The following is a 14,351-nucleotide window of genomic DNA, read 5'->3' as shown; positions in this document are numbered from 1 at the left end:
CTCCGTGATGCGGCTGCCCCGGGAACGCATGGCGCCTTGCCGGCACCGACGGGACCTTCTGAAACAGGGCAACCGACCATCCCCGTGGTCGAGGCGACACCGGGACCCTATCATCAAACTTTACCTGTTCCTTCCGGTTGTGCCAGATGTTTTTGTCTTTGAAGGAATCGAGAACTCTTGAACTGATGCACCACGTTTGCGGCCTCAAAACCGAGATTGACGCTCTCGAGGTTTTGAAAGCTGCGAATAAACAGGCCGGCAGCTACCAGTAATGGCAGGCAGATCATGACTTGAGGCAGCGGCCTGAGGAGAACGGAATCCAGCAGGCTGAAGATGGCCGTGTTGGCGCCGATGCCGAGCGCCAGAGTCAGCACGGCCACGGCGGCAAAGCCGCGGTTCTTGCGCAGGACACGGAAACCGTAGCGGAGATCCTGCGCGCATGATTCGAGCCGGGCGCCCGCGCGCACGCTGCGCACTTCCTCCTTCACCTGCTCGACGCCGCCGGCTTCGAGCCGAGCTGCCCGCTGCGCCTGCCCCGGTGTCATGCCGTTCTCGATCTTCTCTTCGGCGAGCATGTCGATGTAGGAGCGCACCTCATCGTCAAGTGCGCGTTCGACCCGGGCGCGTCGGAACAGATTGCGGCCCAAACTGCGAGTTCGCGCCACCCACTTCATCGGCCTTATCCTTTAATTCGCCGCGAGGGCACGCGCGATAGCCAGCGAAATGCGCCCCCATCGGTCCGTTTCAGTTTTGAGCCGGCGCCGTCCCGCCGCTGTGAGGCGGTAATACCTGGCGCGGCGGTTCTTTTCCGAGGCGCCCCACTCCGATGCCAGCCAGCCCTGCTCCTCCATGCGATGCAGCGCCGGAAACAGCGAACCGGGACCCACCAGGAACGTCCTGCGGGTAACCTGTTCGATGCGCCGCGAGATGCCGAGGCCATGCAGCGGGCCGAGCGCGAGTGCCTTGAGGATCAGCATGTCGAGCATGCCTTGCAGGAGTTCTGTCGATTTTGATGTATTCACATCTTACGAGCACCGGGGCCCCTTTTAATTTAAGGAATGCGAGTATGTACCAACAGACATGCAATTTAGGAGTTGAGTAGTCTGTCCCGGAAATTCCCTTGACCTGACCATGGCCCTCACCGCGTTTGAGGCGGGCGCCGGTGAGATCTGGACCCACGATCTCGTCTTCCTCTCAGTTCCCGGACTGCGAACCGTGTTCCCGCTGACACGATCCGGCCACTGACGTCGCCGAAGCTTGCATCTCTTCGAAAGCAGGCAACTCATGCTATTCCTCACCAAAGAGTCCGGTATCGTGAACCGCATCATGCGCCATCTCCGGAGCGGCCGCTGCCGGGCGCGGGATCCCATGGATTCCCACCCGCACCCCCGCACCATGGTGTCCTCGCTGCAGTGATCCCCACGCCAACCCGGACCCATCTTATTCCCGATCCCTCTCCCGAATCCCCCTGTTTTCCCGACATCCCTGCCGCTTTCCCCTTGCCTGCCCTGGATAGAATGTCCTATAAACAGGCCAGGAAGATGGATCTCTGAAGAACGAGTTCTTATCCCCTGCAGGCAAACTCAGGAGAATGCCAAGTGCCGCGAATTCTAAGGCCGTTACGCCAAAGTCTGCTCGGCATCATCTTTGTCTTTTATCCTCTGTCCCTTATTCAGGGTGCCCAATCCGTCCTGCTTCGCGCGGACACTGCCGAACCACCGGCTATCGCCTCAGCCAGGACCTACGCGGGCATAGTCGCAGCGGTCTCGCGCCCGGTCGAGCCTGCGCCCGAACTGACTGTCCTGATCCTGGCCGATACCCTGTCAGACCGGGAAATGCCGAAGCTAAGAGACCAGTTGACTGCTCTCTGGCAGGCTGTCGGCAGTTCGCATCCGCTCACCCTGGTGCTCGTTAAAGACCAAGTCGTCCGGCGCCAGGGTCCTTTCAAAAGCCTGGCCAGATTCCAGGCGGCGCTCAACGACCTTGGGAAACTGCTCGCTGCATCTCCAATCCGCTGCAAGGCGCAGATCTTCGACGCATTGCTGTCGACGTCACTGGACGAGCCGAGATCGAACTGGCCGTCAGTGCTTGTGGTGGGAAGATTTGAGGAGGTGGTTCCTGATCTGCAGCCGGTGGTTGAGGCTTGTCTCTTCGAGCGATTTCGAGTTCACCAGCTGAGGCTCACATATTGGGAACCCAGTGGGGAGCGCTGGCTTCCCCTTGAAGGAGTGGCCCGGTCCACGGGTGGAATGGTTGCGCCTCTCCAGCTGACCCACTATGCGGATTTTCTGGATCGAAAACCGCAATCATTCACAGAGCTCAAATGGGCCGATCCGCCGCTCAAGAGGGGCTTCCATTTTTATCGGGCGGCACTGCTTGATCGCTCGGGCAACACCGTGGATGTTGTATCTGCGCTCGCGGTTGCTGCCGGAGGCAATGAACCGGACCTCGCTCTTTGCTTCGAATTACGAGAGCGTGTCAAGGCTCTCACTGAGCTTGCCAAGGAGGCGGAGCTGACGCCGGATCGGCGCGATCGTCTCCGAGTCGGCCTCGACCAGGTGCTGACGATCAATCCTTACGATGCCGAAGCATTGCACCTGGCGGTGAGCTTTTACCGGCGCGTAAACGAGACTGCCAGACTTGCGGCTCTGCTGGATGATCTGACCCAGCTGGAGCCGGATGACGCACAGCACCTGGCGGAGCTCGGCCACACGCGGTTTGTGATCGGAGATCCGGCACAGGGAGAGGTTGCCCTGATGCGCGCCCGTGAACTCCAGCCCGGCAATTCGCAGGTGTCGGAAGATCTGGCCAGGATCAGTGCCGCCCGACAGGACCTTAGGGCTGCCATTGCATTCGCCGAGGAGAGCCTTGCAGCAAACAGCAGGAATCAGGATCTCTGGTTTTGGTGCGCGGGCCTGTATGGCCAGATAAAGGACTGGACGCACTCCGCGGATGCTCTCGAGCACGGTCTCGATCTTGGGGGAGCGCCTCTGACCGAACGCACCAATCTTATCCGCCTGTATCTGCAGCATAACAATCCTGAAAAGGCTCTCAGCCATATCCGGAAGGCAGTCGCCGTCCTCCCGGAAGACGCCGCCGTATGCGGCACGTACGCAGACTTTCTGGAGCAGCTGGGACAAAAACAGGAGGCGCTCCAGTTATGGGAAAGGGCCCTGGCAGCCAACCCCGGGCTGGAGTCCGCCCATTACAGCAGAACGCGTCTGTTCTTGGATATGGACGATCCTGCGGGCGCGGTGCGCGCTGCAGACGCCGGTCTGGCTGCTGCGCCGGAGTCCGCCCGGATCCACCTTGCGAAATCTTATGCGCAAGAAAAGCTCGGGTGGTGGTACGAAGCGCGCCGCACATTGCAGCGGGCCGCTGCCTCAATCCAGGATCTGCAGCTGCTTCGTCGCTATGCACAAGTGGAAGACTCTTACGGCCGCGACGCGCCGAGGTGCTATCAGATGCTGGCGCAGGCCCTGGAGAAGATTCCTCCAGAGTCGGACTATCTCCCTACGCTGGTGCGCGGTTTCCAGGTGGCTCTCCGTGATGCCGACCTGGAACGTGCGCAATGGTTTGCCGTCAGGATCGAAAAGGTCGGGCACAAGGAATACGCATCCATGCTGGGCAGCGTCGCCGCGCACAACGGCCAGGGGGCGCTGATTCCCGGTGGCATACAAGCTCTCATGTTTGCGGCCCGGGGAAAAGAGCAGGGGGCACAGGAACAATTCTTCGCACGATTCAGCCGGACTGTTCTGGATTACCTGGCAGTGGTGAGGGTGAAGGAGGCACAAGATTATGTGGACGGGATCATCGAGCATTTCAGGCGGATCACCGAGCTGGAACGCCACGGCACGCGCGTCGGTTCCCGGGTCACGGTCGTTCTTTCCACGCAAGATGAAAAGTCCCGCAAGGCCACGGAGGAAGTGCTGCGCTTGATCGGCTGGAGGCTGCAGGCCTCGAAGAATGCCGTTAAGGTTGAGATCGCGGAGAAGGGCCCAGCAGCCGACCTCCGGCTTACCGCGGCTTCCTTGCATATTGACGAGCTCGCAATGCAGGAAGACCTCCAGGCAGGCCATGCTTTTAGTATTGGGATCGTCGATGACAAGGTCGCGATCTTGTTTGGGGAAGATCTCTGGCGCAATCAATTCTATGCGAACAGGAATCTGGCGGGCGGTTTTGCGGAGGCCCTGGTGCGAAATCCCAACCTGGCCAAAATATATGTCGGGCTTTCAGCGCTCGATGCAGAAAGCGCGACGGCGCTGCTGCAGGACGTCGGTTTGAAGCAGCTGTCGGAAAGATATGCGGACCTGCTTCACTCCTATTCCTCGGCGATGGCTGTAATCGGCAGGCATGTGACACTTCCGGGGGGAGACAAGGCAGCGCCGGTATGGGAGCAACTGGTAGGCGCACGGCTCAATTCGCCAGGAGTGTTCTTTCGGACTCTGCTCAAGAAGGACGACGGCAAGATGTTGGCCTTCTACTTCAACCTCGCCCAGCTCGACGCACAACATCAAGAGTTCTTTACGCAGAACGCCGCCCGCGCCATGCAGTATTACGAGCTCTTCCAGGAATCTCCCGATCTGCAATCAGGCGCCGCTCGCTCCCAAAGGACTGCCCCCTTTATTGAGTTCATCCGAGGTGTGCCCCTCGACGCCGACCTGCATGTGCGTTTCCCCGGCAGTCCGCAGGTGTGGATGGTGGCGAAAGGGCAGTCCGACTCCCTTGCCGGGACGGCGGCGCTTCTGCGCAAGGCAGAAAAACTGGTTGCTCCTGAGGAAGAGGACCGGATTCTGACACGCCTGATGCGCACCAGCTACACGACGAACCGCGTCAAGCAATCGGAGTTGGACAATTTTCTCGCGGTCGCCAGCATCGAAAACCATCGCAGGGTGCCGCTTGACGAACAATCCGCCCTCATGCTGGCGCAGGAATTCGGGCATTACAAGCCCGCCTGGCCCTACTTCGCCATTCTCACCGGGCTGAGTGCGGCTGAGTTTCAGAAGTTTTTTGCGCTCGGAACTCAGGTGCGGGACTACGAGACTGTGCGCTTGAATGATTTGATGGGTCAACTGCATTCGCTCATCGAGTTGCTCTGCCTTCTGCGGCAGGCCGGGAGGATCGACGAGCAGCAAAGCACCAAGCTGTTCAGCACTGTCTGCGACCGGTTCGCGCGGGCCCGAGACCCGGGGGATCTGACGGCTGCATCTCTCGAGATCACCCGCGAAGTGTTGCGGCAGGCGCTGAAGGAAGCGCCCTCGGATCCGGATGAAGCAATGGAGGGGCTTCTTCTTGATTCTCCAATCGCGGGGACCCTGGAGGCGGCTGACAAGAGCCGACGGCTCGCTGCCACCAAGTCCCGGCGGGAGAACTACCGGCGCGTGCTGGAACTGCAGAAGGTCACCTCACTGCGCACGCTCTTCAGCATCTACGACGCGGCCGGAAGCCTCGCGGCAAGCACCGCGGGATGGGAGATGCAAATCAAGCTCCTGGAGGAAAGCAGTCGTGGCCTGCTGACGGTCGAGATCCCTGAATCGATCAAGTTCGAGGGGAAGCTTAAGAACAGCCTGCTCAGCTTTCAGCCCGCGGAGGTGACGAATCTCATCGCAAAGCTGCAGCAGACCTTGGCCAAGCGGCCCGCGACCCCCCAAGATGTCCAGAAGCTCACCGCGGAACTGCTCCGTGTCATTAATCCCCAGGTCAAGATCGCGCTGGCAGGCATAGTCTATGCTTATTACTTGAGCCCGGACGATCTTCCGGTTTCGGCGGATCCTCTCTTACTTCGCAAGCATCAGTTCGTGCATCTGCAGCAAGCTCAAACAGCTCCCATACCTTTGTATGAGGCGCAGGTCCTCACCGACAGCACGGCCGGAAGTTGTTTTCTCGGAGGCTTCGCTGATTTCAGCGCCATCGCCGGCAGAGTCGCCTTTGCGGGTTTCAAGCGGGAGGACGAAAGGATCGAGCCCTTCTTCATTTCCCAGATCGGCTCCATTCGGGCCTCCCGTTGGGGCGACTTGCAGGACGAGGATTTGCGCCTCGTCGGTCTGAAGATACGAAGTGCGCGCGAGTGGATTGTGCAGGCAGCCGGGCGGCCCGAGATCTTTGCCGATCTGGCTGATGCGGTCCCGGGCCTGCTTTCATTCTCCCGCAGAGCCGATCTGCTGAAGGCTCTCCTTTCCAGGGATTGGAAGAATGTCTGGGATTCGATCACGCTGGGCGATCTCTACCATCTTGGGGAGGAGTACCTCCGTCGATACCAAGCCAATCCCGCTGACTCCCCCACGGTCGTTGCCCTCCGCGGATTTGCGGCAGCGAATGATGGATTGCGCCTTCAGACTCTCGGGGCCGACCTCCAACCCATAGGCTACTGCAGCCATCCCCACTTGCTGAGGCTCGCACCCTATGAGTATTTCGAAAGATTTTTGTTTCCCGACAAGCTTGCTGCGCGCACCTCTGAATTCAAGATCTTCCTCGCCGAATTTTTTGACCGGGCAGGAATGCCTGCCTCCCTTCTTGGCACGCTCGCGGAACCCCTGGCGCTGGGGATCTTTCGCTCGATGCGGCTCACCGACCTGCGCGACTGGTCCTCCGTGGTCACTGATTATTCGAAGCTCAACGACGAGCTGGTAAAAAAGCTGGTCCAAAGGCAGGAGTGAGATGCTCAACAAGGTTGCCGTCTCTGCGTGTGCGCTGCTGGGACTGGGCGGGCTCTTGTCGGTGTCGGGCCAGGATCAGGTCCTGGTCTTTAAGACCGAGGTACGGCAGGTTGTAGTCTACGCGACTGTGACCGACCAGAAGGGGAGATATCTGGCCAATCTGACAAAGGATCAATTTGAGGTCCGTGACAATGGGGAGCGCCAGGAGATCGCCGCGTTCGAGGCTGCCACCGCAGATTTCTCCTGCGCAATTCTGCTCGATAGCACCGGCAGTATGCAGGCCGGCCTCCCGGTGGTGAAGAACGCGATACTCAGGTTGATCGATAGCCTCCGAGCGGACGACTCGTTTGCTGTGTACACCTTCACTACCTCGCTGGCACAGTTGCAGGAATTCACCCGAGACAAGTATGCCGCCAAGAAGGCCGTATTGGGCATACGCGCGGGCGGGGCTACCGCTCTGTTCGATGCGATTGCCCAGATCTCGACGGACCTGTCCAGGCAAAAAGGGAAGAAGAGCATCATCGCATTTACGGATGGCGGAGAAAACGCCAGTTTTCTCAATGCGAGCGCAGCCATGACGCGCGCCCGGAGCGCTGGAACGCCAATCTATACAATCGCACAGGGCGAGGCGCTCACGAGCCCGAGATTCCTGGGACAGCTCAAGCTGATTTCGTCATGGACCGGAGCATCTACCTATACTATCCGGCAGTCACGCGACATCGACGAGATCTTTCAAAAGATCACGCAAAGCCTGCAAAATACATATATGCTTGCCTACGAGGCTCCCCCCGTCGTGGATTCAAAATGGAGAACCATCCAACTCGCGTTGAAGGGGATAAGCAACGTCAGAATCCACGCCAAAGAAGGCTACTTCCCGAAATAAGATAAGCTGGTAGACTTCGATATCGCAGTCGCAGCAGATCTTGTCAGTCCGAAAAACCGATTGCAATTGCGGCTGCGATCCCGATACCGACGATCCCCGCCGAAGGACTGGATCCCTGCTGTTGGCCGCGTGCTGGTGCTGACGGGCGGCAGCGACCTGCTGCCGCCCGTCAGCGGCATCCGCGCTCTCGTTCAATTAGCGTCTGAACTGCAATTGAACTTCTCTGGGCCCGAGGGGCCCAGATCGATGCGGTCGTGAATGGTCCTGGCGCGACATGATGCGCAGGGCGCCTGCTCGTTCACGGCCCGAATATAGACAGGATTTTCCGCGCCCGGCCGTCTGCCGGTAGTGTGCCACAATCCTATATCCTGCAGCATCGTTTTGAGTTATGATCGCAGCCACTGCCGGAGAGGCGGTGCAAGTGGACAGCAGCCCCATATCAGGCCGGAGCGAGGTCCGCACGAATACGGATCAGAATCAAAACGGCAGCTTGATTTCCATATCCGTCCTATCCGTCTATGCCGCCCACTACGAGCCCTGGTGAGAGATACCGGTTCAGGTCCTTGCGGATTCAGAGGTGCCGGTCGGGCCCTCACAGATTTTCGTTGCGCGAGCGCCGCCACGGTAATGACAGGCACTGTGGCGGGAAGCCATTTGCCGAGGGGAGAATGGCCCACCGCGGGCATCCTCCCAAGGCGTTTCCGGGAGACAAATCCATGAGACGAATTGTGTTTCTTGCAGCAGTGGCGGCGCTGTTTGCCGTGGTCGGCATCGTCACAGGTCAGCAGTCGGGCTCCGATCGGCTGACGGCCGACATGTTCTCCGCGATGGAGGTTCGGAGCATCGGTCCGACGCTGGTCACGGGCCGTGTGGTCGACGTCGAGATCGACCCGAACGATTCGAATACCTACTATGTGGCGTCCGCCTTCGGCGGCCTGTGGAAGTCGGTCAATCGCGGATTTACGTTCACCCAGATTTTTCCGCGATCAGGCGAGGTCGAAGCCTTTTCGCTGTGCTGCGTGGTCGTCGATCCGAAGAACTCGAAGGTCGTATGGCTCGGCACGGGGGAGAACAACAGCCAGCGCAGCGCCCATTTCGGCACAGGACTCTACAAGTCGACGGACGCGGGCAAAAGCTGGGTGCGGGTCGGGCTGGAGAAGTCCGAGCATATCGGCAAGATTCTGATCGACCCGCGCAACTCGGATGTGGTGTGGGTTGCGTCCCAAGGCCCGCTGTTTTCGGCCGGCGGCGATCGGGGTCTGTACAAGACGACCGATGGCGGCAAGACGTGGACCCGGCCGCTGTTCATCAATGACGACACGGGCGTAACCGACATCGCCTTTGATCCAGCCAATCCGGATACGCTGTTTGCCGGCACATACCAGCGCCGGCGGCACGTCGGTCAGATGATCGGCGGCGGCCCGGACGGTGGGGTGTTCCGGACGACCAACGGCGGCAAAAGCTGGGATAAATTAAAGAACGGGCTGCCTCCCGGTGAAGTCGGCCGAATCGCGCTGGCGACCGATCCCAAGGTCAAGGGACGCGTCTACGCGCTGATCGACGCAAAGATGCCCGGCGGCGCCCGTGGGCGTGGCGAAGAGCCGCCGATGGACGCGGAGGCCCGTGGCCGTGGCGCAGCGGCGGCTCCGCAGGCCCGTGGTCGCGGCGCCGCGCCTGCGGAACCGCCACCCTTGCCGCCTGCGCCGACGGCAGACAACGCACGCGGGTTCTACCGCTCCAATGACAACGGCAACTCGTGGACACGGATGTCGGATTATCGCGGCGGCGGTCCCGCCTACTACAGCGAAATCTTCGTCGATCCCCGGCATCCCGACACGATCTGGTCGGTCAACGTGAATTTCCAGTGGAGCCGCGACGGCGGCCGCACGTGGACCAACATCGGCATCGAGAACAGCACCGCGGACATGGGCGTCGGCGGCGCCTTCAACGTGCACGTCGATCATCATGAGGTTGCCTTCGATCCCAAAGATCCGAAACATATCATCATCGGCAACGACGGCGGCGCGTACGAGACCTACGACGACGGTGACACTTGGCGCTTGTTTGCCAACCTGCCGATCACCCAGTTCTACCGCGTCTCGGCCGGCAACGAGGAGCCGTTCTATACCGTCTGCGGCGGTACCCAGGACAACTTCTCGCTGTGCGGTCCGTCCCGCACCACATTCGTCTCCGGCATCCGGACCAGTGACTGGTACATGACTGTGGGAGGCGATGGCTTCGTGAGCCGCCATGATCGGGGCGACCCGAACATCATCTACGCGTCGTCGCAAAGCGGGGGCATTGTCCGCTTCGATCGGCGTACAGGCAGGTCGACCGGCATCCGCCCCGGTCCCAACAATACTCTGAATTTGAGCGCACCACCCACACCCGAAGCCAGGGAAGCCGGTGCGGGTGCTGCGGCTCGGGGCGCCGGCGGTGCCGGCCGGGGTGGCGGCGGTCGCGGTGGCGGCACCGGCGACCGGGTCAATTGGGATACGCCGTACATCACGAGCGCTCATTCGAACACGCGTCTGTATTGGGCGTCGAACTTCGTCTACCGCTCCGACGACCGTGGTGATACGTGGACGCGCATCAGCCCGGACCTGACCCGCAACCTCGACTATCGCACTCTGCCGATCATGGGCAAGGTCTGGCCTGAGGATTCGATCGCATACCATGAATCCACGACTCCGCTCAGCAACGTCGTGTCGATTGACGAATCGCCGTTGCTTGACGGCATGATCATCGCCGGTACCGATGACGGTCTGGTGCAGATCACGGAGGACGGCGGCGCCAACTGGCGCAGGGTCGAGGACTTTCCCGACGTGCCGAAGTGGACCTATGTGTCCGATGTCGCGGCGTCGCCGCGCAACGCGGACGTCATCTTCGTCACGCTCAACAACTGGCAGGTCGGCGACTACAAGCCGTACATCGTCAGGAGTGACGATCGCGGCCGCACCTGGAAGAATATCTCGGGCAACCTGCCGCCGCTTCACGACGTGTGGGCGATTGCCCAGGATCACGTAAACGGCGACCTGCTGTTTGCGGGAACCGAGTTCGGATTGTTCTTCACTGTGGACGGCGGGAACCGCTGGATCCAGGTGCGCGGCGGCATGCCGCCGACGCAGGTGCGCGACCTGGAGATCCAGAAGCGCGAGAACGATGTGGTCATGGCGACCTTCGGCAACGGCTTCTGGATTCTCGACGACTACAGCGCGCTGCGCGAGGTGAGCGCCCAGGCGTTGGCCGAGGATGTGCGGCTCTTCCCGCTGCGGCCTGTCTACCAGTTCCAGCCCTGGGGCGTTGCCAACGCCGGCGCGGCCGGCGTGGCGACCCTGGGCGGCAACTACACCACCCGGAATCCGCCGAACGGGGCGGTCTTCACGTATCACGTGCGCGAAACCCTGCCCGAGGGTACCGAGCTCGTGCTTACAATCCGGAACACCCAGGGGAACCAGGTGCGGCAAATGACCCTCGACAAGACTGCCGGCCTGCGGCGCATCGAGTGGGATCTGCGGGGAGATCTGCCGCCCCAGCCGGCAGCCGAGGCCCAGCAGGGTCGTGGTGCCCAGAGCGGCGCCGGAGCCCAGCAGGGCCGCGGCGGCCAGGGTGCGGCCGGCTTCGGTCAAGGCGGCCGGGGACGCGGCGGTCCGGCGGTTGCGCTGGGCCGTTATTCGGCCCAGCTTGGCCTGAAGAAGGGAGACACCGTCACCTACCTCGGGCCCATCCAAAGTTTCCAGGTAAAGCCGCTGCCGGCGCAGAACTACATCCTATACCGATAGCGCACCGCGGACAGATGCAGGGACGGGCACGGAGCCCGTCCCTGCACGTTTTCTCAGCAGACAAAAGCCCGGACTCATCGATGGGTGAAATAACCTGCCAAGTTGGTGGTCTCCTCTCCTGGGCTGCGTCCCCTGCAGCTTCCGAGGCACACTTCTGGCAGAAGGTCCGGGCCACATTCCCTGCCCAGTTCACGATGTTTCCATCCTTCTGATTTTTGCCAGGGAAGGGGTGTAGAAGGGATCAACTTCTATTTCCCGCCATGGGACCAGGCTGGCCTGCCATGCCAACGTCAGTTTCCAGGCGACACGCCGGGTCGAGCTGCGCTACGGAATAACAGACCAATATTTTGCGCCGCCGGAAGTGTTGCCGCAGTGCCCGGTAATAAGCCCATCCAAGCCCAGGAGAATGTTTATTTGAAACGTCGGTAGTGACGATGAGTCGCTGTGACGAGTAGTCGGCTGTGCTCGAATGTTTGAATTGAGGGGGGGTATTGCGTGGCTCTTTCTTTCATCCGACTTGTCAAAATCAGCTTTCTGCTGAGTTGTTTGCTTCCGCCTGTGTTGGCAGGGTGTCACAGCGGTCTTTTTGAGTCTGGGCTCGATGCAATTCTGATTCTCCGATTCGTCCGGGATGTGGTTATTGCCCTCGCAATCGGCGCCTCATTCGACTGGTTTCTTCGGAAATCTGGACCTGCCATTGATTCTCTGTGCCGGAAACAGGTCGAATTCATCGATTTTCTCCCAGACACGTATCTTGTTCCCGCTATTGTCGCCGGAGCTGCACTAAGCCTGTTCCTCGAGCTTGCGGTCATCCGATGGCAGGGAACAGTATGGGAGTTCTTCGCTTTTTACAAGAATCTCAGCCTCCTTGCCTGCTTTGCCGGCTTGGGGCTCGGTTATGCTCTTGCCGGACGCGACCGGATACCCCTGGTATTTGCCGCTCCTTTACTCTCTCTACAGATGGGCTTGCTGATCTTTCTGCGATATGGCTTGCCTGCCGAAGGCACGCGAAGCCTCTCTCTGACTCCCTTCCGGGAGCAGCTCAACATGGGTGTCGGCACGGCAAGCACTCTTTCTCAATATGTCGCGGTCTACTTCTTTCTGGCTGTGGTGTTTCTCCTGACTGCGTTGGCCTTTGTGCCGATTGGGCAGGTCTGCGGGCGGCTGCTCGAGCGGACCGAGAAACTCCGCTCCTACGGTTTAAACCTCTTGGGAAGCCTGCTGGGGGTAGTATTGATGTTGGGCGTCAGCCTCTTGTGGACACCACCGGCCATTTGGTTCGTCCTTGCCTTCTCCGTGCTCCTCCTTTTCCAGGTCTTTCAACGACGCGCCCTGTTGATTGCGGTGTTCTCTTCATTAGCGGGCCTTGTGATCCTGGTATGGCCGGTGTCATTCGGCTGGGAGCGGATCTACTCACCCTATCAACTCCTCGAGCGCGGGAGTGACGAACGCGGTCTCGCAATGATTCGAGCCGCGGGACACTATTATCAGCGCGTCCTCGATTTGTCGTTTGCCAGCCAGTTGGCATCTCCTAGCCTCCGGAAAATCGGCAATTATTACGAACTGCCGTACCGTCTTCGCGCTGGCGTAGGGAAGGTGGCAGTCGTGGGAGCGGGCACTGGCAACGATGTGGCCGCTGCGCTGCGCGCGGGCGCGGAGCGAGTGGACGCGATAGAAATTGATCCTGCCATTCAGACTCTCGGCAGCAAGTTTCATCCGGAACGACCTTTCTCGAATTCCCGGGTGTCGTGCATCACCAACGATGCTCGGTCATTTCTGCGAACAACGGACCGGTTTTATGATCTCATCGTCTATGGTCTTTTGGATTCACATACCCTGCTCAGCCATGCATCCAGTGTGAGGCTGGACTCTTTCGTCTACACTGTAGAAGGCTTGCAGGAAGCCCGGGCACGCCTCACCAAGGATGGCATTGTCAGCCTGTCTTTCTCGATATTGTCCAAGGAGATCGGGCGCAAGATATATCTCATGATGGAGAAGGCATTCGACGGTCACCCGCCGGTTTGCGTGCAGGCCAAATATGATAACTCTGTCATATTCTTCCAGTCCAAGGATGGCGCGTTGAACATCTCCCCCGATATTATTGCCCGCGCCGGCTTTGTGGACATTTCCAGAGCATATGGGGATTCCAGAGTCCAAGCGGACGTGTCAACGGACGATTGGCCCTTTTTCTACATGCCGAAGCGTGTGTACCCGGCGTCGTACCTGATCATGGTGGCATTGGTGCTGTTTTTGTCCGTCGCTTTCTTCACCAATTTTCTTCCGGAACGGCCTTGCCTCAGTGAAGCTTCTTTCTTCTTTTTGGGCGCCGGTTTCATGTTGGTGGAGACCAAGGGCATAACGGAGATGGGTCTCGCGTTCGGCAACACGTGGCAAGTCATTGGCATTGTCGTGGCGGGGATTCTCATTATGGCATATCTGGCGAACACCGTTGTCCGATGGCTGGCCATTTTGAAACCCACCATACCGTACCTGTTGCTTTTGGCCAGTCTGTTGCTGGGCCTGGTGATTGCGAGGAGCGGTGGCCTGCCGTCGACTCCGGTCGGCAAGCTGGCGACGGCGATTGTCTTAACCTGCCCTGTCTTTTTCTCGGGAATTGTGTTTTCGACTTTGCTTGCGAACACGGGAAGAATTTCGGGTGTTATGGCGGTCAATCTTTTGGGAGCGATGTGTGGTGGGCTCCTGGAATACAACTCGATGTATTTTGGTTTTCAGTCTCTCTACTGGCTTGCCATTGGTTTGTATTTGGCGGCATTCCTGAGTTCCACGGTTCTCAAGTTCGGCCACTCTCCGGCCCTGGCACGCGAATTATCCTGACCAGATAACATTTCGCGGCTCCATATGGGCTTCTCGCACGAAAAGGATTTCTTAGTGCTCCTGCGGAGCCGGTCTCCCATCCCGTACGGTCAAGAAACTCGAACGTCCGGCAACCAAATGGATTTTCCGGTTCCGCCTGCCTGACGGGGACTTCTTTACGGATCAGGCTGCGATCCAGGATATCCATTTGCCCGT

General features: G+C 59.7%; 6 protein-coding genes. 4 read left to right on the top strand and 2 right to left on the bottom strand.

Features of this window, described 5'->3' with window-relative positions:
* Window positions 1-113: 113 nt before the first annotated feature.
* Window positions 114-674 (bottom strand): permease prefix domain 1-containing protein, encoded by a 561-nt coding sequence (locus LAP85_18865; GenBank protein MBZ5498466.1) that lies wholly within the window; start codon window positions 672-674, stop codon window positions 114-116.
* Window positions 675-686: 12 nt separating this feature from the next.
* Window positions 687-986, bottom strand: a complete 300-nt coding sequence (locus tag LAP85_18860) for a PadR family transcriptional regulator (protein MBZ5498465.1) — start codon at window positions 984-986, stop codon at window positions 687-689.
* A gap of 612 nt (window positions 987-1,598) precedes the next feature.
* Here LAP85_18860 and LAP85_18855 point away from each other — a divergent pair.
* The 4 genes from LAP85_18855 (at window position 1,599) to LAP85_18840 (ending at window position 14,156) form a co-directional block, all read left to right on the top strand.
* A complete protein-coding gene (locus LAP85_18855) occupies window positions 1,599-6,656 on the top strand; it encodes a tetratricopeptide repeat protein (GenBank protein ID MBZ5498464.1) in 5,058 nt (1,685 codons plus the stop codon).
* A 1-nt stretch (window position 6,657) separates the two neighbouring features.
* The gene (locus LAP85_18850) at window positions 6,658-7,539 is read left to right on the top strand and encodes a VWA domain-containing protein (GenBank protein ID MBZ5498463.1); all 882 of its coding nucleotides are present in this window, start codon (window positions 6,658-6,660) and stop codon (window positions 7,537-7,539) included.
* Window positions 7,540-8,255: 716 nt separating this feature from the next.
* Window positions 8,256-11,321 carry a glycosyl hydrolase gene (locus LAP85_18845; GenBank protein ID MBZ5498462.1) on the top strand — a complete coding sequence of 1,022 codons (3,066 nt, stop codon included), beginning with the start codon at window positions 8,256-8,258 and terminating at the stop codon, window positions 11,319-11,321.
* A gap of 495 nt (window positions 11,322-11,816) precedes the next feature.
* Window positions 11,817-14,156 carry a hypothetical protein gene (locus LAP85_18840; protein MBZ5498461.1) on the top strand — a complete coding sequence of 780 codons (2,340 nt, stop codon included), beginning with the start codon at window positions 11,817-11,819 and terminating at the stop codon, window positions 14,154-14,156.
* The last annotated feature ends 195 nt before the right edge of the window (window positions 14,157-14,351 follow it).

The sequence above is a fragment of the Terriglobia bacterium genome, from assembly GCA_020072565.1.
Taxonomy (GTDB): domain Bacteria; phylum Acidobacteriota; class UBA6911; order UBA6911; family UBA6911; genus JAFNAG01.
The sequence above is the reverse complement of the archived record's forward strand: the minus strand, read 5'-3'. Positions and strand labels throughout refer to the sequence as shown.

Excerpts from the sequence above, each read along its gene's own strand:
- LAP85_18865 (MBZ5498466.1), bottom strand. The coding sequence starts at position 674 with ATGAAGTGGGTGGCGCGAACTCGCAGTTTGGGCCGCAATCTGTTCCGA.
- LAP85_18860 (MBZ5498465.1), bottom strand. The coding sequence starts at position 986 with ATGCTCGACATGCTGATCCTCAAGGCACTCGCGCTCGGCCCGCTGCAT.
- LAP85_18850 (MBZ5498463.1), top strand. The coding sequence starts at position 6,658 with ATGCTCAACAAGGTTGCCGTCTCTGCGTGTGCGCTGCTGGGACTGGGC.
- LAP85_18845 (MBZ5498462.1), top strand. The coding sequence starts at position 8,256 with ATGAGACGAATTGTGTTTCTTGCAGCAGTGGCGGCGCTGTTTGCCGTG.